Annotated in this window: 21 protein-coding genes and 1 riboswitch; of the genes, 14 read left to right on the plus strand and 7 right to left on the minus strand. The window is 50.0% G+C overall.

Features of this window, described 5'->3' with window-relative positions; translation table 11 throughout:
* Positions 1 to 47: 47 nt before the first annotated feature.
* Positions 48 to 842, minus strand: a complete 795-nt coding sequence (locus ADA01nite_RS07295) for an AIM24 family protein (protein WP_170230179.1) — start codon at positions 840 to 842, stop codon at positions 48 to 50.
* Positions 843 to 987: 145 nt separating this feature from the next.
* Here ADA01nite_RS07295 and ADA01nite_RS07300 point away from each other — a divergent pair, with 145 nt between their 5' ends.
* The 5 genes from ADA01nite_RS07300 to dapA all read left to right on the plus strand — a co-directional run bounded on the left by ADA01nite_RS07300 (position 988) and on the right by dapA (position 7,464).
* Positions 988 to 2,889 carry an ABC-F family ATP-binding cassette domain-containing protein gene (locus tag ADA01nite_RS07300; RefSeq protein ID WP_146809288.1) on the plus strand — a complete coding sequence of 634 codons (1,902 nt, stop codon included), beginning with the start codon at positions 988 to 990 and terminating at the stop codon, positions 2,887 to 2,889.
* A 110-nt stretch (positions 2,890 to 2,999) separates the two neighbouring features.
* A complete protein-coding gene (locus ADA01nite_RS07305) occupies positions 3,000 to 3,185 on the plus strand; it encodes a type Z 30S ribosomal protein S14 (RefSeq protein WP_146809289.1) in 186 nt (61 codons plus the stop codon).
* 537 nt (positions 3,186 to 3,722) lie between these two features.
* Entirely contained in the window at positions 3,723 to 4,835 is a 1,113-nt protein-coding gene (locus ADA01nite_RS07310) for an enoyl-CoA hydratase/isomerase family protein (RefSeq protein ID WP_170230180.1), read from the plus strand.
* A gap of 372 nt (positions 4,836 to 5,207) precedes the next feature.
* On the plus strand, positions 5,208 to 6,104 hold the full coding sequence (locus tag ADA01nite_RS07315; RefSeq protein ID WP_146809291.1) for a LysR family transcriptional regulator: 897 nt from the start codon (positions 5,208 to 5,210) through the stop codon (positions 6,102 to 6,104).
* Positions 6,105 to 6,204: 100 nt separating this feature from the next.
* Positions 6,205 to 6,394, plus strand: a riboswitch (Lysine riboswitch).
* A 179-nt stretch (positions 6,395 to 6,573) separates the two neighbouring features.
* Entirely contained in the window at positions 6,574 to 7,464 is an 891-nt protein-coding gene (gene dapA / locus ADA01nite_RS07320; RefSeq protein WP_146809292.1) for a 4-hydroxy-tetrahydrodipicolinate synthase, read from the plus strand.
* A 316-nt stretch (positions 7,465 to 7,780) separates the two neighbouring features.
* On the opposite strand, the gene ADA01nite_RS07325 is transcribed toward dapA, so the two are convergent.
* The gene (locus ADA01nite_RS07325) at positions 7,781 to 8,887 is read right to left on the minus strand and encodes a deoxyribonuclease IV (RefSeq protein ID WP_146809293.1); all 1,107 of its coding nucleotides are present in this window, start codon (positions 8,885 to 8,887) and stop codon (positions 7,781 to 7,783) included.
* A 130-nt stretch (positions 8,888 to 9,017) separates the two neighbouring features.
* Between ADA01nite_RS07325 and ADA01nite_RS07330 the strand changes: the two genes are divergently transcribed.
* Positions 9,018 to 9,674, plus strand: a complete 657-nt coding sequence (locus ADA01nite_RS07330) for a BsuPI-related putative proteinase inhibitor (RefSeq protein ID WP_146809294.1) — start codon at positions 9,018 to 9,020, stop codon at positions 9,672 to 9,674.
* On the opposite strand, the gene ADA01nite_RS21960 is transcribed toward ADA01nite_RS07330, so the two are convergent.
* Positions 9,671 to 9,829, minus strand: a complete 159-nt coding sequence (locus tag ADA01nite_RS21960) for a hypothetical protein (protein ID WP_170230182.1) — start codon at positions 9,827 to 9,829, stop codon at positions 9,671 to 9,673. The genes ADA01nite_RS07330 and ADA01nite_RS21960 overlap by 4 nt on opposite strands.
* Positions 9,830 to 9,934: 105 nt before the next feature.
* Here ADA01nite_RS21960 and cysK point away from each other — a divergent pair, with 105 nt between their 5' ends.
* The 8 genes from cysK to ADA01nite_RS07370 all read left to right on the plus strand — a co-directional run bounded on the left by cysK (position 9,935) and on the right by ADA01nite_RS07370 (position 20,476).
* Complete coding sequence (gene cysK / locus ADA01nite_RS07335; RefSeq protein WP_146809295.1) at positions 9,935 to 10,858, plus strand: cysteine synthase A; 924 nt, start codon at positions 9,935 to 9,937, stop codon at positions 10,856 to 10,858.
* A gap of 322 nt (positions 10,859 to 11,180) precedes the next feature.
* Entirely contained in the window at positions 11,181 to 12,281 is a 1,101-nt protein-coding gene (gene serC, locus ADA01nite_RS07340; RefSeq protein WP_146809296.1) for a 3-phosphoserine/phosphohydroxythreonine transaminase, read from the plus strand.
* Positions 12,282 to 12,759: 478 nt separating this feature from the next.
* A complete protein-coding gene (locus ADA01nite_RS07345) occupies positions 12,760 to 13,617 on the plus strand; it encodes a MurR/RpiR family transcriptional regulator (RefSeq protein ID WP_146809297.1) in 858 nt (285 codons plus the stop codon).
* Positions 13,618 to 13,792: 175 nt separating this feature from the next.
* Positions 13,793 to 15,151 (plus strand): GntP family permease, encoded by a 1,359-nt coding sequence (locus ADA01nite_RS07350; protein ID WP_146809298.1) that lies wholly within the window; start codon positions 13,793 to 13,795, stop codon positions 15,149 to 15,151.
* A gap of 76 nt (positions 15,152 to 15,227) precedes the next feature.
* Entirely contained in the window at positions 15,228 to 16,769 is a 1,542-nt protein-coding gene (gene gntK / locus ADA01nite_RS07355; protein ID WP_146809299.1) for a gluconokinase, read from the plus strand.
* Positions 16,770 to 16,801: 32 nt separating this feature from the next.
* Positions 16,802 to 17,698 (plus strand): phosphogluconate dehydrogenase (NAD(+)-dependent, decarboxylating), encoded by an 897-nt coding sequence (gene gnd, locus ADA01nite_RS07360; RefSeq protein ID WP_146809300.1) that lies wholly within the window; start codon positions 16,802 to 16,804, stop codon positions 17,696 to 17,698.
* Between the two features lie 304 nt (positions 17,699 to 18,002).
* A complete protein-coding gene (locus tag ADA01nite_RS07365) occupies positions 18,003 to 20,045 on the plus strand; it encodes a molybdopterin-containing oxidoreductase family protein (RefSeq protein WP_146809301.1) in 2,043 nt (680 codons plus the stop codon).
* 140 nt (positions 20,046 to 20,185) lie between these two features.
* Positions 20,186 to 20,476, plus strand: a complete 291-nt coding sequence (locus ADA01nite_RS07370; RefSeq protein WP_146809302.1) for a hypothetical protein — start codon at positions 20,186 to 20,188, stop codon at positions 20,474 to 20,476.
* Positions 20,477 to 20,527: 51 nt separating this feature from the next.
* On the opposite strand, the gene ADA01nite_RS07375 is transcribed toward ADA01nite_RS07370, so the two are convergent.
* The 4 genes from ADA01nite_RS07375 to ADA01nite_RS07390 form a co-directional block, all read right to left on the minus strand.
* Positions 20,528 to 20,731 (minus strand): hypothetical protein, encoded by a 204-nt coding sequence (locus tag ADA01nite_RS07375; protein ID WP_146809303.1) that lies wholly within the window; start codon positions 20,729 to 20,731, stop codon positions 20,528 to 20,530.
* A gap of 34 nt (positions 20,732 to 20,765) precedes the next feature.
* Positions 20,766 to 21,182, minus strand: a complete 417-nt coding sequence (locus tag ADA01nite_RS07380) for a universal stress protein (RefSeq protein WP_146809304.1) — start codon at positions 21,180 to 21,182, stop codon at positions 20,766 to 20,768.
* Between the two features lie 83 nt (positions 21,183 to 21,265).
* Complete coding sequence (locus tag ADA01nite_RS07385) at positions 21,266 to 22,075, minus strand: Cof-type HAD-IIB family hydrolase (protein WP_146809305.1); 810 nt, start codon at positions 22,073 to 22,075, stop codon at positions 21,266 to 21,268.
* A 96-nt stretch (positions 22,076 to 22,171) separates the two neighbouring features.
* Positions 22,172 to 22,429 (minus strand): hypothetical protein, encoded by a 258-nt coding sequence (locus ADA01nite_RS07390; protein ID WP_146809306.1) that lies wholly within the window; start codon positions 22,427 to 22,429, stop codon positions 22,172 to 22,174.
* Between the last annotated feature and the right edge of the window lie 31 nt (positions 22,430 to 22,460).

A 22,460-nucleotide genomic window follows, 5' to 3' on the forward strand; every position in this document is an offset into this window, starting at 1 on the left:
GATTTTCACAGAAAAAGGAGTAAATAGAAACTGTTTGTTTTATGGAGTTATGCTTTTCCCGGATATGGCGTCATGAAGCTCTGGTATACCGGAAGGGTAGGAGCGAGCCAGACCTGACCGGTTCCCTCGAATGTCTGCAGCAAGCCTTCGCCGCTTGTTATGCCGCCCACCATCGATTTTGCCGAACGCTCCACAGAGAACGAGATGTCGCCGACGCGCACAAAGGCAAATGTGCCATCTACCTGCAAGCGGTCATTTGTAAGCTCTACGATATGGACTTCGTCCGGCGGTACCGGGCAGTGGATGACCAATAGGCCCGATCCGGATACTTCCGTCTGAAATAGGCCTTCGCCGCCAAACAAGGCGGAAGAGATGTTCTTCTGTACAGCGGTGGAAATCTTTAAGGATGATTCTCCTGCAAAGTAAATGCCTTTGTCCAATACGACACGCTGGTTAGCGACCGGAATGATTGCGTAATGTCCGAAGGATGGTTCAAGGTAAATCTCGCCGGTACCATTGTAAGTCGGACGGAACATTGTTTCTTTCGTCAGCGCGCTGCTTAAGAAGCGCTGTGCCATACCGGCCATGCTGCCTATCGTGTTCTCAAGTGCAATTCTTCCTTTCATGTACTGCAGCGCACCCTGCTCTACGGTAAAGCTTCCTTCGTTTAGTGTTGCTTTAATCTGGTGCAGCTTTACGCCGTTATGGCGCGCATAATACAAACTTGATGCCATTGCCGTGTCATGGAAACCTGCCAGGTTGTTAAATTCCAGAATTTCAACTTTGAGGCTGCCATCTGTGCTGGTTTTTGAATCGACTACTTTTATGTTTTCACTATACATCACATCGCCTCCTCTCTTCATTGTACTATATGAGCCATAGTCAGAAAATTTCATTTTTCCCTGAATGTGTTCTGTGCTGTCTGGCTGTTTCGTTTATAATAGGAGAGGGAAATGGTAGATTATTTGAAAAAGGGACGTTTTAAACATGAATATTTTAACGGCAGAAAATCTTTCGAAATCATATGGAATGAAGACCTTATTTGAAAATATCTCGTTCGGGATCCAAGACGGGGAGCGAATCGGCATTATCGGCGTCAACGGAACGGGCAAATCGACGCTGTTGAAAGTGCTGGCCGGTATGACTCCACCCGATGAAGGTACGGTAACGATAGGCAGTCGGGTGCGCGTGGAGTTTCTTCCGCAGAATCCTGTATTTGAAGAAGGAACGGTGCTGGATCAGATTTTTGCCGGCGACTCGCCATTAATCCAGTTGGTAAAAGAGTACGAGCAGACCATTGAGCAGATTAGCCGTGAGCCGGAGAATGCCAGACTGCAGCAAAAGCTGGCGGATTTGAATGAGCAAATGGATCGTGCGGGTGCCTGGGACGTGGAGACGAACGCAAAAACAATCCTGACCCGACTTGGCATTCATGATTTCTCGGCGCAGGTGGATCGTTTGTCCGGTGGTCAGCGCAAGCGGGTTGCGATGGCGCGCGCATTGATTAATCCAGCAGACCTTCTCATCCTCGACGAGCCGACGAACCATATCGACAACGAAACGGTGGAGTGGTTGGAAGGCTACTTGGCGCGATATAAAGGTGCACTGTTGCTGATTACGCACGATCGTTATTTTCTCGACCGTGTGGTAAACCGCATTGTCGAGCTGGACCGCGGCAGATTGTACACATATGACGGCAACTACAGCTATTTCCTCGAGAAAAAAGCGGAGCGTGAAGAGCGGGAGGCGGCGACGGAAGCGACCCGCCAAAATATTCTGCGCCGCGAACTCGCATGGCTGCGCCGGGGGGCGAAAGCGCGCACGACGAAACAGAAAGCGCGCATCGACCGCATTCATGAGATGCAGGCGAACAAGCCGCAGGCCCAGCAGCAGGCGCTTGAAATCGAATTGAAATCACAGCGCCTCGGCAAAAAGATTATTGAGCTGGATCATATCTCGATGGCGTTTGATGGCAAAACGCTTATCCGTGATTTCAGCTATATTGCCGTGCCCGGGGATCGCATCGGCATCGTCGGGCCAAACGGCAGTGGCAAATCGACATTGCTGAAAATCATTACAGGCAAGCTTACTCCAACCGAAGGCGAAGCCGTATTGGGTCCAACCGTTCGTCTGGGCTACTACGGGCAGGAGAATACGGAGATGGATGGCAACCAGCGGGTGATTGACTATATTAAGGAAGCCGGCCATGTTGTCCGTTTAGCGGACGGCAAGACGCTGTCGGCAGGACAGATGCTGGAACGTTTTCTGTTTCCGCCGGAAGCGCACGGAACCCCGCTTAGCCGCCTGTCCGGAGGCGAGAAGCGGCGTCTGTATTTGCTGCGTGTGCTGATGGGCGAGCCAAATGTTTTGCTGTTTGATGAGCCGACAAACGATCTGGATATTCAGACGCTGTCCATTCTTGAAGATTATCTGGAAAGCTTTCCTGGCGTCGTGCTTGTCGTGTCGCATGACCGTTACTTTCTGGATCGGACGGTGGACCGTCTGTTTGCGTTCGAAGGCGGCAGTATCAAAGAGTACTTCGGCAATTACAGCGAATACCTGGAGATTCACAGGCACGAAGAGAGCCAGAAGCAGGCAGAGGTCGGGCAAGCGAAAAAGGAGCCGGAAGCACGGGAGAAAAAAGACAAACCCCGCCGGCTTACGTATAAGGAGAAGATGGAATTTGAGACAATTGAACAGGAAATCAGCGAATTGGAACAGCGGAGTGAAGCGCTTGAGCAGGAGATAGCGCAAACGGGAAGCGACTATAACCGCTTGCGGGAGCTGACGGATGAGAAAGAGAAAGTGGACGCGGAGCTGGAGGCAAAAGTGGAACGGTGGGCGGAACTGAGCCTTCTGGTGGAAGAAATTGAGGCGCAGAAAAGCTAGGCGCATGCTTTGCACCTATTCAGCTAACGTGGTATGATAGATAAGTATGTTTGTGTAGTCTACACGTGTGTGTTTAAAATAAAGAAGAACTAAGTAAAAAGGAGGAAGTTATGGCAAAGAAGTCAATGATTGTAAAATCGAAACGGAAACCGAAATTCAAAGTGCAGGCTTATACCCGCTGCGAACGGTGCGGCCGTCCGCACTCCGTGTACCGCAAGTTTAAGCTGTGCCGGATTTGTATCCGCGACCTGGCGTATCAAGGACAACTGCCTGGCGTAAAAAAATCAAGCTGGTAATGTATGGATTCGGAAGGTGAGAGCTTCTCGCTTTCCGTTTTTTTATGAATTAGCCGGGAACACTCGTGATTTCAGGCATGAGATGAATCGGCTTCGGACAAGGCGTGTTTTTTGACACGTCCATTGTCCGACCTATGTGATATAAAGGTAACGAACGAGTATACCGTGGTGGTAGCTGCGTAAATTGCCCTTGTCTGCTGGCTATTGTTCGCCTATAGCATTCAAGAGTCGCAGAGAAAAACCGTTTACCTCTGGCACGAAAACCAAGTGTCAAAAGCCAAGAAAAGATGGCAAGCCAATACGAACTTTTTGTATTCAACCGCAGGAACTGCGGGGATAGCCTGCTTATCTTCGCTCAATGTAGAAAAAGGCGAACGCCTTTTTCTTCCCTGGATCTCATTTCCTCTTTCTCTCTTTCTTTTCTCATGATTTTCACAGAAAACCACCATGGCGAAACAATGTGCCGAAAAAAAAGGAATTTGCCGGCTTTTTGTCGAAAAAATACAAAATAGCGCGAAAGAATTAGGAGGTCATAGAGTGGAGAACACAGTACAAACCAGCAACGAAGTCTTATTTAATGTAGAAAACGGTGTCGGCCGTATTCTGCTGAACCGTCCGAAAGCGCTGAACGCCCTTTCACTTTATATGGTCGAAGAAATCAGCAAGAAGCTGGCCGAATGGGAGCGTGATTCTGCCGTATCGCTTGTGCTGATTGAAGGTGCCGGTGAGAGGGGCCTGTGTGCGGGCGGCGATATGCGTTCGTTCTATGATAAACGCGACGATAATGTGGAGAAGCATGCGCTGGACTTCTTTTCAATTGAGTATAAAATGAATCTGGCTCTGCACCGCTACACGAAGCCGATTCTTGCCTATATGAACGGTATTGTCATGGGCGGGGGAATTGGCCTGTCTATCTTTGCGAGCCACCGTGTGGTGACTGAGCGCTCGAAATTATCCATGCCAGAGATGAATATCGGTTTCTTTCCTGATGTAGGCGGCAGCTATTTCTTAAATCAAATGCCGGGCCACATGGGCCGCTATCTGGCGCTGACGGCTCACTTGTTCAACGGGGCTGACGCAGTATACCTTGGCGCCGCCGATTATTATATCCAATCGGAGCAATGGGGCGCATTGAAACAGGATGTGCAGGCATTCGATTGGACACAGGCCGGCGGCCGGGAAGAGACGGCGGTCAAGCTGCGTGAGATCATTAAGAAATATGCGGCAACCGACATTCCGGAAGCGCCGCTTGCACGCGTACAGGAAAAGGTGGATCGTCATTTTGGATTTGATTCGGTAGCCGACATTCTGGCTTCGCTTGAGAAAGCGGCCCAGGAAGGCGACGAATGGGCACAGGAGACCGCGAAAACGCTGCGCGGCAAGTCGCCGATTTCAATGGCGGTGGCGCTTGAGCAGCTTATCCGTGGGAAAGAGATGGCTGTCGCTGATTGCTTCCGCATGGAAATGAACCTGAGCATGCATTTCATGCACAGCCATGATTTCTACGAGGGTGTACGCTCCGTGCTGGTTGACAAGGATCGCAATCCGAGCTGGAATCCGGCATCCATTGACGATGTGAAGCGCGAGGATGTGGAAGCGTTCTTCAAAAATCCGTGGGAAGGCGGACAACATCCGCTGGCGGACGAGTAAAAAGAGCCATATAAAAAGAGCCATATAAAGCAGTTCCCGAATAAGTGAGTCGGGAACTGTTTTTTTTATAGTGTAGGAAAAACGCGCGAGGTGTGTGCCGACCGTTGCTTTTTCCGTGTGGAGCGTGTGACCCTTAAAGGAGAGAAAGACCGGCAACGTCCGCGAGTTTTTCTTAATTTTATCAGGTGAGGCCCGGCACGTAGATCAGCACCAGTCCGAAGCCCGGCATATTGACGCCGCCTTTCTGATTCATTTCACTCATCTTCGTGTTTTCTTTCTCCCGTTTTCACTAGATGAGAGATTGAAACATAAATGAAATATAGTTATATTATCTTAAAGATTAATTTTTTTAATAATAAGAGGAGAAGAGGCATGCATTACGATGCGCTGCGCACATTCGTCGCTGTAGTGGAAGAGAAGAATTTTACCCGGGCCGGAGAGAAACTGCGGCTTTCCCAGCCCAGCGTTAGCCTGCATATTAAGCATCTTGAACACGAATTTCAGGCTAAGCTCATCGACCGTTCACCCAAACACCTGTATGTAACCCATGCAGGAGAGATACTGTACGAACGGGCGAAACAGATGCTTAATCTATATGAAAAAGCAAAAGAGGACATTTACGCCCACCAGCATCGGGTCACAGGAAAGCTTCACATAGGCGCGAGCTTTACAATTGGTGAGTACGTGCTGCCCGTTCTGCTGGCAGACTTCCGCCGCCGCTATCCGCATGTGGAAGTGGAGGTAACGATCGGCAACACGAAGCGCATTGTGGAAGCGGTCAAGCTGTTGCAGATGGACATTGGTTTGATTGAAGGGCAGACAAGCGACAGAGAGCTGCGGATCGTTCCATTCATGAAAGATGAAATGGTTTTAGTGGCACCGACAGAGCATCCGCTGGCGGGACGCGGGCCTATTACTCCGGATGCGCTGCATGATGAAATATGGGTGGTACGGGAAGAAGGCTCGGGAACCCGTGTCTATTCGGAGCATGTCATCCGAACGCATGGACTTAGCGTAAAGAAGAAAATTACATTAAGCAGCAATCAGGCCGTCAAAGAGGCAGTGGCGGCGGGACTCGGCATTACACTGCTGTCCCGCTGGGTGGTGAAAAAACCGCTGCAACATGGAGAGATTGCCGAACTGCCGCTTGAAGGTGATTCGTTTCTGCGCAGATTGTCTTATATTTATCCGGCGCATGCGGAACGGACGAAGCTGGTAGAAGTGTTCCTTGAGGAAATAGTCAGAGATGGGGCAGAGAATAAGGGATGAAATATAGAAATTTCTCTCCAATTTCTCCTTGACCTCGCGCGGGAAGTTCACTATACTAACATCAATACAACTTTATATTCATAAAGCCTCATCAACGCTCTGATGGGGTAGAGGTCGCGGGATTTAAGAGTACGCTGCGGGAGATGTGGAGAACATCGGTGAACGCAGGGGAAAGGAAAGACCGCCGAAGCTTGTCCGGGTTCTCCGGCCGGACGGGTTGGGGCTGTATCCGAATAGGAACAGAACTGTCACGCGTATGTTCCGGTTACGCGTGGTGCGCTATCTTGCAGGAGATACGGAGATGGGGTGAGCTTGAAGTTCATTGTCCATCTACGACCCGTGTTGTAGATGTTTTTATTTTTTCGCCTGTATTCTCCTAATCATCCGGTTAGGGGATTTTTTGTAGGCGCGGGTCCGTATGTTCCTTTTCTGAGACGCGCATTGGACACGACGATGAGGAGGAATTGGGATGATTGATTTAGGAAGATTGGTAACCGCGATGGTGACGCCGTTTGATGCGGAATTGAATGTGGATAGGAAGCAAACGGAAAGACTGGTTGAGCATTTGATTGCCACCGGATCGACCGCGCTGGTGGTGGCGGGTACAACGGGTGAGTCCCCGACATTGACAGGGCAGGAAAAAGTGAACCTGTTCCGTCATGTAGTTGAAATTGTAAACGGCCGCATTCCGGTCATTGCCGGGACGGGCAGCAATAACACGGCTGCATCCATTGAACTCACACAAAAGGCTGCAGAATGCGGTGTGGACGGCGTTATGCTGGTGGTGCCGTATTATAATAAACCGTCCCAGGAAGGCTTGTATCAGCATTTTAAAACGATTGCCGCAAGTACGAAGCTTCCGGTTTTATTGTACAACATTCCGGGCCGTTCCGTTATTAATATGAAAGCGGAGACGACCATCCGTCTTGCAAACGATGTAGGGAACATTTTCGCTATTAAGGAGGCAAACTCCGATCTGGGCCAGATGTCTGAGATTATCGAGCAGACGGCGGATGATTTCGTATTGTATACCGGTGACGACAGCATGACACTGCCCTGTATGTCCGTGGGTGGCAAAGGCGTCATCAGCGTAGCCAGTCACGTGATTGGCCGTGAGATGAGCGAGATGATTCAGGCGTTTGCCGGCGGAGAAGTCGCCAGGGCAAGCGCACTGCACCGTAAACTGCTACCCGTATTCGAAGGATTGTTTATCACAGCCAACCCGACACCGGTCAAGGCTGCGCTCAACATGCAGGGGATAAATGTCGGCGGCGTACGCCTGCCGCTGGTCGAGCTGACAGAAGAAGAACGTGAATTTGTCAAAAACCTGCTTCCGCAGGTTGAAGTGGCAACAGTGTAAGAGGCAGGATGTAGGAGAGAGTAATAATAGATAAAAACAAGAAGCCGCTCTTTCGGGAGCGGCTTTTGTTAATAGTGTAGGAAAGTATATGTTGCTTTATAGTGATAAAGCAACATATACTTTCCCTCCATCCGTAAACCGGGAAAAACTCGCGAAGCGTGTGCCGACCGTTGCTTTTTCCGTGTGGAGCGTGGGGCCCGAAGGGAGAAAATGACCGGCAACTGTCTCCCTCTTCGAGATACCCGGATGTTTTGCCGGTCCGACTGAAGGGTGTTTCTTTCGTTTCGGGGACTTTGTTTTTTGCTAGAAGACGTTACTATGCGTTTATGCCAGCCAGCCAGGCGATGATACGTTTGTTAATGCCTTCCTCAGACTCGTCCGGCAGCAGTTCCGCGCGGGTTACCGTATCAAACAGCTTCTCTAGCGGTTCACGCGGGTCCTCTTTCTTTAATTTTTTGTCCTGCAGCCATTCCCAGTTCTGAACGATATACTCGCGCCGGTCGATGCCTTCCTTGGTGAAGTACGATGTCAGCAGTTCAACGTCATCCAGGAAGTTTTCTGTAAAACGCTCTTTTACCGTACCGCGCAGCAGCGCAATTTCTACTTCATACATCGGAGATTGATCGGCTTTGTTTTTGCCGATCCACGGCGTCTCAAGAATAATCGGCTTGTCCCTGGCGACTTCATGGTGGACGATATAGTTGATGGCATCAAAACCGATAAGGCCTGATCCGATCGGCGCATGCCGGTCTTTCGCCGCACCGCGGAAGTTCTTGCTGTCGTTAATATGGAATACAGCCAGACGATCCAGTCCGATAATACGGTCAAATTGTTCCATGACACCGTCAAAGTCATTGACAATATCATAACCCGCATCATGCGTATGGCACGTATCGAAACAAACGGTCAGTTTATCGTTCAGCTCCACCTTGTCGATAATGGCCGCCAATTCTTCGAAGCTGCGGCCTATCTCCGATCCTTTGCCCGCCATCGTCTCAAGCGCGATGTTGACGGTTTGCCCGGTGTGCAGCACCTCATTCAATCCTTCCGCAATCCGGTTGACGCCATATTCGGCGTCTTTGTCGGTGTAGGCCCCAGGATGGAGAACGATATTCTTGACGCCCAGATATTCGGCGCGCTTAATTTCCTCCTGTAGAAACGATACAGCGAGTTCAAACGTGTTCGGTTTATAAGAGCCGAGGTTGATAATATACGGGGCATGGACGACAATATCATCGATGCCGTACTTCTTCATCAGCTCCAGACCTTCTTCGACGAATTGTTCTTCCATCGGTTTGCGCCGGGTGTTCTGCGGCGCGCCTGTATACACCATAAACGAGGTAGAGCCGTAGCTAATCGCTTCTTCTACCGCGTTCAGCAGTCCTTTTTTGGAAAATGAAACGTGCGATCCTATCTTCATAATTTATGTATCACTCCTCACCGCTTTATTGTATCAAAAATTCCGCGGAAAGATGAACGGGAAACGACGCAAAATGCACACGTAACGAAGCCTGCATCCGTCAAAATAATAACAACGCTGGGAGGGACAGACAATGAAGAGAGTAAACCTCAAATCGATGGCGATAGGTCTGGCAATGGGAAGTGTGATGACGGCGGGAATCAGCTACGCGGCACCCGCACTTACGCAAATCTTGGTGGATGTAACTCCCGTGACGATTAAAGTCGGGCAGGAGACGAAATCAGGCAGGTTCAATAACGGTGAAGAGAACGTACCGGTATCGATGATTTACAACGGCACAACCTACGTACCGATTCGATTCATCAGCGAAGCGTTGGGAAAAGAAGTGGGCTGGGAACAGGAGAGCCGCACAATCACCATAACGGACAAAGGGAAGGACCAGATTTGGGCGGGGGCCATTGAAAGCACACTCGCATATGACGGAAAAGGCTCACTTGTTTTCACCGTCAAAAACCAGACGGAACGACAGCAGGCTTTACGGTTCAATACCAGTCAGCGATACGACTATATAATCTGGAATGACAAAGGGGAAAAAGTACAGCATTATTCGATCGACAAACTATTTGCTCAGGAAGTCTCTTGGGAAACGTTAAAACAGGGAGAGGAAAAGACGTTTACCGCTCCACTTAAAGGGTTGAAAAAGGGGAATTATAAGGTAGAGTTTTGGCTTACCACAGAAAGCGCAAAAATACATGAAACCGCTTTTTTTCAATTACTGCAAGATATCTAAAAAGGAAAAGAGGGAAGAGAACGAGAGGATGATTTCAATTGTTTGTCTAAGAATTTATTCCCGGAAGCGTTGAGTTCTTCTGCATACACCAATCCATGAACCGCTCTTCCCAGTTCATTTTCACCTGCGTGAACAAAAATGGCCACTTTTTTCATATTCATCTCTCCTCGTTTTTTTATCTTTTTATTACTGGATATATCAAATGCTTACCGGTATACTTGGGTTAAAGAAGTCCAGTTTATATAAAGAGGTGAGTGGAGATGTACGCACGTGTAGTCAATGGCATTCATGAGTTAATTGGCGAAACGCCTGTCGTCAAGCTGCGCCGGTTGACCGGTCGGGACGATGCGGATGTATATGTCAAATTAGAAAAATTCAATCCGAGCGGCAGTGTCAAAGACCGGGCCGCCTATAATATGATCGTGGAAGCGGAGAAAGCAGGACATCTGAAGGAAGGATCGACCATTATTGAACCGACCAGCGGGAATACGGGGATTGGGCTTGCGATGAATGCGGCCGCACGCGGCTATCGCTGTATTCTGGTCATGCCGGATAATATGACCAAAGAACGCATTAGCATCCTCAAAGCATATGGCGCAGAGGTGGTACTAACGCCTGCGGAAGAGAAGATGCCAGGCTCTATTCGCAAGGCGAAAGAGCTGGCTGAAAGCATCCCGGGCAGCTTCATTCCGATGCAGTTTGAAAATGAGTCGAATCCTGATATTCATCGAAAAACAACGGCGCCGGAGATTTTGCGTCAGATGGAAAACCGGTTGGATGCGTTTGTCGCGACATCCGGTACGGGTGGCACAATTACAGGAACCGGAGAGGTGCTGAAAGAACATCTGCCGAATCTGCGGATTATAGTCGTAGAGCCGAAAGGATCGCCGGTGCTATCCGGCGGAAAGCCGGGACCGCATAAGCTCGTTGGAACAAGTCCAGGCTTTATTCCTGAGATTTTGAACCAGGATGTATATGACGAGATTATGCAGTGTGAGGATGAGGATGCACTGCGCACCGTGCGGGACTTAGCGGCGAAAGAAGGCATTCTTGTCGGCCCGTCCGCAGGCGGAGCCGTGTATGCGGCATTGCAGGAAGCAAAGAAGCAGGGAAAAGGCAAGCGGGTGCTGGCCATTGCAGCCGATTCGGGCGAGCGATATTTGAGCATGGATATTTTCGGATAATAAAGAAGGGCAGCCGATTCGCTGTCCTTCTTCTGTTTTCGAGGTGCCGACCGGCAGACTATCCACCCGCTCAAGCGCAAGCGTCAGGCAGGGATGCAGGTTGACCAGTATATCTTGTTCTAATTGAGATAACTGGTGCTTCTTCAACTGCAGAGTAATGTTCGTTTTTAGGGTATTTTTTTTCTATTTTTAGCCATAAATTTGTTTTTTTTATGATATTCCCGTATATTTTTCTTCAATTATGAAAACATCTCTTTTCTTTTGCGGAAATTAGGTGTAGGATAAAAACAAAGTTTTTAACTCAACCAAGGAGTGAAGAGAGATGTTGAAACAGGCACAGCGCGCTTATAACTTTAATGCAGGTCCTTCGGCACTGCCGCTTGCCGTTCTGGAGAAAGCGCAGCGCGAACTCGTCGATTTCCAGGGAACCGGCATGTCGGTCATGGAATTGAGCCATCGCAGCGCTGCATATGAGCAAGTGCATAATCAGGCGATTGCTTCTTTAAAAGAGTTAATGAACATCCCGGAAGAGTACCATGTACTGTTTCTGCAGGGAGGGGCAAGCACCCAATTTGCAATGATTCCGCTGAATTTTCTTTCTCAAGGCAAAAAAGCGGGCTATATTATGACCGGTTCCTGGTCGGAGAAGGCGCTTAAGGAAGCGAAGATGGTGGGTGATACGTATACGGTCGCATCCACAAAAGAAACGAATTACAACCGCATTCCGGCGCTCGATGAGCTGGTCTATGAAGAAAATACGGCATATGTCCATCTGACATCCAATAATACCATCTTCGGTACGGAGTGGTCCGAGTTCCCGGATACGGGCGATATCCCGCTCATTGCTGATATGTCAAGTGATATTTTGTCCTACGGCTTTGACGTCAGCAAGTTTGCGCTCATCTATGCGGGCGCGCAGAAAAATCTCGGTCCTTCCGGCGTGACGGTAGTCATTTTGCGTCCGGATATGCTGGAGCGTGCGAATACGAACAACGTGCCGACGATGCTGCGCTATGATACGCATGTGAAAAACAACTCCCTGTACAACACGCCACCGACATTCGGCATCTACATGCTCGGCCTTGTGCTCGAATGGGTGAAAGAGCAGGGAGGCCTTGCCGCCATTGAGAACATGAACAAAGAAAAAGCGGCACTTATCTATGATGTTATTGATCAAAGCGGAGGTTTCTACAAGGGACATGCCCAAAAAGACAGCCGTTCCCTGATGAATATTACATTCCGTCTCGCATCGGAAGATCTGGAGAAACAGTTCCTTGCTGAGGCGAAGCAGGCCGGATTCGTCGGGCTGAACGGTCACCGTTCCGTAGGCGGTTGCCGCGCATCTACGTACAATGCGGTGCCGTATGAAAGCTGTAAAGCACTCAGCGAGTTCATGATTGAGTTCCAGAGGAAAAACGGATAACGAAATAAGAAAAACTCGCGGGGGGTACCGATCTTTCCCTTCGGGCCACACGCTCCACAGGGAAAAAGCAACGGTCGACACACGCCTCGCGAGCGTTTTTTTCATCAGCTTCTTTTTTTCTGGAAATGATTGGGTTTTTGCGGTAATTCCGGGCAGGTTCGGCGACATAACCGTCCGCCATTTCTTTTTCGCCTGTCGCATAGAAACCTGTCAGCTTATCTCATAAGCATTTGTCAGGTGATAGCGGAGTCATGGGGGGCCTGAGCAGTTTTCCCCGGCTGCTTTTCGTTTGCAACCCCGACATGAAAATGTGAGGAAGGTCGGCTGACTTTTGCGGTGCGAAGGAAAGGAGAGGAAAGAATAAGCAGAGGGTTTTAATGTGGAAAAAGGCGAATGCCTTTTTCTTCCCTGAAACTTCTTTCCTCTTCCCTTTCCTTCTTTTCTCATGATTTTCACAAAAAAAGGCAGGAGGAGACATATGGAGAACGAACAGCAGCCCAACAGTATCAACCGACTGCGATCGATGTTATCATCCTTGTCCGTCAAAGAACAGACGGCCGCCCGTTATATGCTCGAAAAGCCGGAAGAAGTCATTCATTCGTCGATCTCCGAGCTGGCGGAGAAAAGCGGGGTGGCGGAGGCGACGGTCTTTCGGTTGTGCAAGCGTCTTGGCTACAAAGGCTATCAGGCGTTTAAAATCGCACTTGCCCGGGATATTGTGCACCCGATGGAGAACATCCATGAAGAAATTACGGAGGAAGACAACATTTTACATATCACGCGCAAGATTTTTTTAAGCAGCATAGAAGCGATGAAAGACACGCTCGCCCTGCTGGAAAATGAGCCGCTCGAGGCGGCGGTTGAGTGCCTTGCCCGTGCCAAAAAAATTGATTTTTACGGTTCCGGAGGCTCAGGGGTTATCGCACTCGACGCCTACCATAAGTTTTTACGCACCGGCGCTCAGGTGATTGCTCATACGGATAGCCACCTGCAGGTAATGTCCGCGTCTTTGTTGGATGCGGAATGCGTAGCAGTCGGTATTTCACACAGCGGCAGCAACATTGATGTAGTGGAGGCGATACAGGTGGCACGCGAGCGCGGCGCGAAAACGATTGGCATCAGCAGTACGATGAAATCGCCGCTGACGCGCGCTGTAGATATTTCCATTTATACAACATCACGTGAAACTTTATTTCGTTCTGAAGCAATGGCATCCCGACTCGTCCAGCTATCGGTTATCGATGCGCTGTATGTGGGCGTGGCGACACGCAAGCAGGATGTAACGCTTAAAAACCTGCAGAAAATTCGTGAATCTATTGCAATTAAGCGCTATTAATCGGCTTATCCGACAGCCGCCCGCAGCAACGGCTTTTTCGGATAAGCTATTTTAAGATCAGTTTTGAAAGAAAATTTCTTTCCTGTATTTACATTAGAAAAAATATTTTATATAGTGGAGAGGCATCCTTCATACTGTTTAAGAAAACGCTGACATCATAAAGGAGAGAGACAGCATGAATTCATTTTTGGGGCTCAGCCACAGTGCCAGCCTGCTGGTATATACGGTCATCGCAATTCTTGGCCTGATTGTGCTGATTGCCAGATTTAAGCTTAATCCACTTGTCGCATTAATTCTGGCTTCTTTGTTTATTGGCTTAAGCGCGGGCATGGATCTGCCTGAAATTCTGAAAGCGTTCGAGAAAGGAGTTGGCGGTGTTCTCGGATTTATTGCCATCGTGCTTGGACTGGGGACGATGCTGGGGAAGATGATGGCCGAATCCGGCGGCGCAGAGCGCATCGCCCGGACGATGATTTACATATTCGGTGAGAGAAACGTACACTGGGCGATGATGTTTGTCGCATTCATTGTCGGGATCCCGGTGTTCTTCCAGGTTGGCCTGGTGCTTCTGATTCCGCTGGTGTTTACGCTTGCGCGGCATACGAACACGCCGCTGCTGAAAATAGGCATCCCGCTGGTGGCGGGCCTGTCCGTCGTACACGGTCTTGTGCCGCCGCATCCGGCCGCGATGCTGGCGGTTGGCATTTATCAGGCGGATGTGGGCAAGACGATTCTGTATTCATTGATTGTGGGCCTTCCGACTGCAATTATCGCAGGTCCTTTATTCGGTTCATTCATTTCGAAGCGCATTCAACTTGAGCCGTCGACCGAGCTGGCAGCCCAGTTCAGCGAGTCTGAACGCAAGGAACTGCCGGGCTTTGGCATCACGGTGTTTACGATTCTGCTTCCGGTGCTTTTGATGCTATGTGCGACGATTGCAGACGTGACGCTGCCGGAAGGCAATACGCTGCGCAGCTGGATTGATTTTATCGGTAACCCGGTTGTATCGCTTCTGATCGCGCTTCTGTTCTCGTTCTTCTCGCTCGGGTTTGCACGCGGATTCGACCGCGATCAAATCCTTAGGTTTACAAACGAGTGTCTTGGACCGACTGCAACCATTTTGATTGTTATCGGCGCAGGCGGCGGCTTCAACAAAGTCCTGATTGAAAGCGGCGTCGGCGATGCGATTGCCGGCGTAGCTACGCAGTCGCACATCTCACCGCTCCTGCTTGGCTGGCTGGTGGCGGGTCTGATTCGCGTGGCGACCGGCTCGGCCACCGTAGCGATGACGACTGCAGCGGGCATTCTTGCCCCGATTGCAGCGGCAACGCCGGGCACGAATCTGGAGCTGTTGGTGCTTGCGACAGGTGCGGGGTCGCTCATTCTGTCGCATGTGAATGACTCCGGTTTCTGGCTCATTAAAGAATTTTTCAATATGACTGTGCCGCAGACGCTGAAGACATGGACGGTGATGGAGACGATTCTGTCCATAGCCGCACTTATCTTTATCCTGCTGCTCGACATTGTGGTATAACAAAGAAAAAGGCGAAGCCTTTTTCTTTTCTGGATCTTACTTTCTTTTTTTCACACTAAAGATAGGAGGCAGCCCTGTGAGTACGAACTACTGTATCGGCATCGACATCGGAACAACGAGCACCAAAGCGGTTCTTTTCACGGAAAAGGGACAGGGGCTTGCGAAACACTCGGTTGAATATCCGCTCTATACGCCGACTCCTTCGACGGCGGAACAGGACCCCGATCAGATATATAAGGCGGTGCTTGAGGTTCTTAAACAGGTAATCCAGAAAAGCGGCGTCGCGCCTGGGCGCGTCGCTTTCGTTTCGTTTAGCTCGGCCATGCATAGCGTCATTGCCATGGACGGTTCGCACCGGCCGCTGACCCGGTGCATTACCTGGGCGGATAACCGCAGCACGAAATACGCGGAAATCATTAAAAAAGAACAAAATGGACACGAAATCTACAGACGTACCGGCACGCCTGTGCATCCGATGGCGCCGCTTTCCAAAATTGTCTGGCTGCGTGAAGAACACCCGGACATTTTCAAACGGGCAGCCAAATTTATTTCCATAAAAGAATACGTGTTTTATCAGTTGTTTAAACAGTATCTTGTCGATTATTCTATCGCTTCGGCGACCGGAATGTTCAATCTGGAGAACTTGATCTGGGATGAGGAAGCGCTTGCGGTTGCCGGAATTAAAGAGGAGCATCTGTCTACGCCGGTTCCGACGACGCATTATGTCCGGGGAATGGACGCATGGGCAGCGGAAGAAACGGGGCTTAACCCCGACACGCCGTTTGTCCTGGGTGCAAGCGATGGAGTTCTGTCTAATCTGGGCGTGAATGCGGTAGAGCCTGGCGTAGTGGCGATCACGATCGGCACAAGCGGCGCCATCCGTACTGTAGTGGATAAGCCGGTAACCGACCCGAAAGGCCGGATTTTCTGCTACGCGCTGACCGATAAGCACTGGGTCATCGGCGGTCCGGTTAATAACGGGGGCATGACGCTGCGCTGGGTACGGGACGAGCTGGCCGCATCCGAGATTGAGACGGCCAAACGGCTCGGCATCAGCTCATACGATGTGTTAACGAAGATTGCGGATAACGTGCGGCCCGGCTGTGACGGACTTTTGTTCCATCCGTATCTGGCGGGGGAGAGGGCGCCGCTCTGGAATGCCAATGCGAGAGGATCGTTCTTCGGTCTGACGCTGCACCATAAGAAAGAGCATATGATTCGCGCCGTACTTGAGGGTGTTATCTTTAATCTCTATACCGTATTTCTCGCGCTTAAAGAATTAATCCCGATGCCAAAGCAAATTCAAGCGACAGGCGGGTTTGCCCGCTCGGCGCTGTGGCGGCAGATGATGGCCGATATTTTTGATCAGGACGTATACGTGCCGGAAGACTATGAGAGTTCCTGCCTCGGTGCGGCTGTCCTCGGCATGTATGCCCTGGGTACGGTAGATTCATTGGAAGTGGTATCAGAGATGGTGGGGGCGACGCATCATCATACGCCAAACCGGGAACACGCTGCCGTCTATATGGAGCTGCTTCCGATTTATCTGCGCATTATGCGCAAGCTTGAAGATGAGTACGAAAGCATCGCCGCATTTCAGCGCAAAATGTTAGGATAAAATTAGAAAATATGAAGAAGGAGTGATGGACAGTGAAAGTAGGATTAATCGGGCTCGGAAAAATGGGGTATAATCTCGCGCTTAACATGATCGACAAGAACCATGAGGTCGTGGCGTACGATACTGTGAGCGAGCATGTGGAACGCATTACGAAAGACGGTGCAAGAGGTGTCGATTCCCTGGCGGCGCTCGTGCAAAACATGGAATCTCCGCGGGTCGTTATCATGCTGGTACCGGCGGGCAAAATCACCGACCAGGTCACAAAAGAGATGGGCGCCCTGCTTGAGAAAGGGGACATTCTGATTGACGCTGGAAACTCCAATTACAAAGACACGCTTGCCCGCTACGCGCAGCTTAAAGAAAAAGGCATCTATTTTGTTGATTGCGGCACAAGCGGCGGTACAGAAGGCGCGCGCCACGGCGTATGTACGATGGTCGGCGGCGACCCGGAGGCGCTTGAGCATATTACTCCGCTATTTGAAAGTATCTCTCTGCCGAACGGCTTTCTTAAAACCGGTGCGGCCGGAAGCGGTCATTTTCTGAAAATGGTACATAATGGCATCGAATATGGCATGATGCAGGCGATCGGTGAAGGATTCGAGATTCTCGATAAGAGCCAGTTCGACTATGATTACGAAGCGGTGGCACGTGTATGGAATCACGGCTCTGTTATTCGCAGCTGGTTGATGGAGTTGATGGAGAACGCGTTCTCCAAGCAGCCGAAGCTCGATAATATTAAGGGTGTTATGCATTCTTCCGGCGAAGGCATCTGGACGGTAGAGACAGCGATGGAACTGCAAGCAAGCGCACCCGTTATCGCGATGTCCCAGTTTATGCGTTTCCGTTCGCTCGAAGACGATACGTTCCACGGCAAGGTTGTTGCCGCACTGCGCAATGAATTCGGCGGACACGCAGTCGTGAAAAAATAAACAGAGGCAGGAGAAGTGCCAGAGGGTTCTCCCGATGACAAAAACCTGGAATTGGTATACAGTAAATGTATCCATTCCGGTTTTTTTTTTGTGAAAATCATGAGAGAAGAAGGAAGGGAAAGAGGAAAGAAGAGCCAGGGTAGAAAAAGGCCTTCGCCTTTTTCACCATTGAAATCCTCTCCTCCTTCTTTCCTCTTTTTTCCTTCATACCGCAAAAGTCAGCTGGCCTTCCCGTCATTTTCATGTCGGGGTTGCGGCTGAAACGCCATGGTCGTTTTTTATGAAAAATAGAGGAGTGAAAAAGATGGCTTCCTACGCAACGCAAAAAGATGGCATTTTTCCTTCGGTTTGCTCGCTGGATTGTCCGGATACATGCGGTCTGCTCGTCCACAAGCAGGACGGAAAGATTGTCAAAATCACGGGCGATCCGGCGCATCCGGTGACGCAGGGGGCAATCTGCAACAAGGTGCGCAACATGCCGGCGCGCCTGTACGACCCGAAGCGTCTTAAATATCCGCTGAAGCGGGTGGGCACAAAAGGGGAAGGCAAGTTTGAACGCATTACCTGGGACGAGGCGATTGCCACCATCGCAGAGAAATGGAAGGAGCTAATCGCGCAGCATGGTGCAGAGAGCATCATGCCGTATAGCTTCTATGGGAATATGGGGATTCTGAACGTGGAAGGGATGGATCGCCGCTTTTTTAATCGTCTGGGCGCAAGCCAGCTTGAGCGGACCATCTGTAATTCCGCCGGCGCTGCGGGCTATATGTATACAATGGGCGGAAGCTACGGCACGGACCCGGAGGAAACCATCGATACGAAGCTGTTCATCTTCTGGGGCTGCAACGCGGTCAGCACCAATATGCACCAGGTTACGCTGGCGGAGAAGGCGCGGAAAAACGGCGCCAAAGTGGTCGTCATTGACGTGCATAAAAACCAGACCGGACGGTGGGCCGACTGGTTCATTCCTATTCTGCCCGGAACGGATACCGCACTCGCGCTTGGTCTGATGCATATATTGTTTGCCGAAGAGCTGGTGGATGAGACGTTTCTCGCCGAATATACGGTTGGATATGAAGAGTTGCGCGAACATGTAAAGCAGTATAATCCTGCTGCCGTATCCGCGATTACTGGCGTTTCTGTGGATGATATTTACGAGCTGGCCCGCATGTACGGCAGGACGTCGCCTTCTTTTATTCGCATCGGCAACGGGCCGCAGCATCATGACAACGGGGGCATGTTTGTACGCACTATCGCCTGTCTGCCTGCATTGACCGGCCAGTGGCATGTGCGGGGCGGCGGGGCGATTAAAGGCAACAGCGGCTATGCATCCGTTAATTTTCAGGCGCTGCAGCGTCCTGACCTGCTGAAGGAAAAAACGCGCTCCATCAGCATGAACCAGATCGGGGAGGCGCTCACGGAGCTCGATCCGCCGCTGTATTCTTTGTTTGTCTATAACAGTAACCCCCTTGTCGTGGCGCCAAACGGCAACAAAGTGAGAGAGGGTTTTGCGCGTGAAGACTTGTTCACTGTTGTGCATGATTTGTTCCTGACAGAAACGGCGCGCTATGCTGACATTGTGCTGCCGGCGACATCCTCCTATGAGAATTTGGACTTGTTTACATCGTATTGGCATTATTTTGTACATCTGCATTTGCCGGTCATAGAACGGTACGGGGAAAGTAAGTCCAATGTCGAGGTGTTCCGTCTGCTGGCGGAAGCGATGGGATTTACCGAGCAGGCATTCAAAGATACGGAGGAAGAGATGATCCGTCAGATGCTTGATCATCCGGCCAATCCGTATCTCGATGGCATTACGTATGAAGCGCTGCTTGAGCGGCATTTTATCAAAATTGATCGAAGCAAAAAGCCGAAATTTCCGGGTAAACTGCCGACGCCGAGCGGCAAAATCGAGCTGTACTCGAAACGAATGGAGAAAAAAGGACTGCCGCCGCTGCCGACATATGAACCGATTAAAGAAGACGAGAAGTACCCGCTTTTGTTCGTGTCGGCGCCGAATCATAATTTCTTAAACTCGACATTTTCAAACAATGCCAGGCATGTGGCGATGGAAAAGACGCCGCGTCTGCATATCCATACGGATGAAGCGCGGAAGCGCGGCATCGAGGACGGCGCGAAAATACGTGTCTATAATGATCGCGGTGAATGTGTGCTCACTGCCTCTGTCGGGGAGAATGTGCTGCCCGGCGTAGCGGTGAGCCAGGGATTGTGGGCGGATGAGCCAGGCACGAAACAACTGGTTAATGCGTTAACACCGAGCCGTCTGTCAGACATGGGACGCGGAGCAACGTTCTTTTCTACCCGGGTAGAAGTAGAGAAGCTTTGAAAGAATTGATAAAGAATGAAACGATGAGAGAAACCGGAGATACGCTTGTGCTCCGGTTTTTCGTTTTTTAAGCATAACCCTGAACCTCTGCACAAAAACTATAAGATGGAAAAAGATTCGAGCGGAAGGAGCAGGCGGCGATGGAGCATATACACTATTCATTTGAAGGGTTTGCGGATGCATACGGGCTTGCCGGGGATACGCGAAAGCATATTCATGATGTAATGGAGCGATACCGGGATAAGATTAGGCTTGGTGAAAAAATTACCGAGCCAGATTTTATGGAGGATATGGCGCTGGCTTCAGGTCTCGGCGAGAGAGAAGTACGCGAGATGCTTGACGTACTGCAGCAAAGCCAGGCATGGCAGGACACGGTAGATGAGATGAATCGGACATGGGTGGCACAGGAAAGCAAAGATGGAATTCAATAAACATAAACGCCCGTTCTATTCGATACATGCGGATAGAACGGGCGCTTATGCTTATGCAGGACTGGAATCCAGTCTCTTTTCTTTTTTATAGGTGACCAGTTTCATTAAATAATCTTTGGAGAATTCTTCTTGATACGGAATTGCCGGCACACCGGTGATGTCGTGTCCGCAGTGCGTGCATTGCCAGTCGCCGGCCATTAAATAATCGGCGGACACGCTGACTTTCAAGCAGTAGCAGCATAGCTTCTTGTACATTTCTTCTTTTTTCCTTTCTGTATATAAGATGATGTTATTTAACGATAACGACAGGACGCGGTGAGAGGCGAATGACTTTCATGCTGACGCTCCCCAGCGTCAGCTCTTCATAGTTGCTGAGCCCCCGGCATCCCATCACAATCATATCGACCCCAATTTGCTCGGCGAATGTGAGCAATTGCTCAGCTACCGGTCCTTCCAATACACGGCGCTGACAAGTATTGGCATGTATCGTAAGCATTTGGGCAATCTCTTGAAGCCGTTTCTCCGCCTGGGCAGTATACTCTTCGCGAAGACCCGGATAGACATGCAGCAGTGTCTCATCCATTTCCGGCAGCACGGTTACCACATACACCTCCATGCTTTGCGCCCAGGCTAATTTTTCGTTAATAAAGTGGACGGATTTCTCATCGTATGCGGACCCGTCGATTGCCAGCAGTATTTTATTCATCGTTTCCCCAGCCTATTCTGTCTTTTTAATTTCATTATAATGGAAAGAAGAAAATTGAAAAGTAAAGTTTTAGGGAACGAGATTTATTCTGTAGTAGACTGTAATATAAATGTCTCGATTACATGGCGTACGCCTTCCTCGTTGTTCGAGAGCGTTACATAATCGGCTATTTGTTTGATATCATCCGGCGCATTGCCCATTGCGACGCCAAGACCTGAGACAGTAATTAAATCCAGATCATTATAGCTGTCGCCAATGCCGATAATTTCCGAACGGTCAATCCCAAACGTCTCCGCAAGGTGCAGTACGGCCCGCCCTTTGTTCGCTTCCGGATGCATGACTTCAAGGAAAAACGGTTTTGATTTGGTAATGTGCGCCGTCTCACCAAATTCTTTACGCAGTTCCCGAGCCAGCTCGTCCAATGCCTCCGGTTCATCGAAATACAGCAGTTTAATGAAATTGCGCTCGGCCAATCGGTACAAATCTTTCTCTATTGTATACGGTACCCCGGCGATTTCGGCATACTGCCGAATCTTATCGTTCTCCTCGGGTGAATACAAAATATCGTCCTGGTAGACCTGTAGGTGCATATTTTTCGCACGAGCAATCTCGATAATGCGGCGGGAAATCTCCGGAGTGACGAGCCGTTCATACATGATGCTCTCGCTCGCCATATCTTTGACAACGGCTCCCTGATAGGTAATCAGCGGAACGTTCAGCCCAAGCTGGGATGCAAACGGCAGGGCTGACGGAAACATCCGGCCTGTCGCCAGCGTGACCACCACGCCTAAATCCAGCGCCTGCTTAATCGCCTCTGCCGTGCCCGGCGTAATCGTTCTCTCATCGGTCAGCAGTGTATCATCCATATCAATCGCAATCATTCGATACCTCATAAGTATCCACTCCTTTTTGCACCGTTCTTATCTCTTGCCTGTTCTATCATATCATATGGTAAACAAAAGGCCGGGAACTGCATCCCGACCTTTTGTTTACCACGCATATCCCAATCGTCTCTGCTGCGTTGTAAATAATACGGTTTTGTCCTCGTTTTGCTTGGTAATGCCCAGCCGGTCTTTACTCCCGTACGATATCCAATCTCCTACCTGGAATGCCGGGCTTGCTTTTTCCTCGTTTATTTTTCTGTTTGCCACCATCGTCCCGCTGTTGTCGCGGGGAAGCGTCGGTTTGGAAGAAGAGCAGCCTACCAGAAGCAGTCCAACCAGTACCAGAAGCAGGATATGCTTCATTTGTATCCCTCATTTCCTTTTTCTGTAAAAA

It is taken from the genome of Aneurinibacillus danicus (assembly GCF_007991215.1).
Taxonomy (GTDB): domain Bacteria; phylum Bacillota; class Bacilli; order Aneurinibacillales; family Aneurinibacillaceae; genus Aneurinibacillus; species Aneurinibacillus danicus.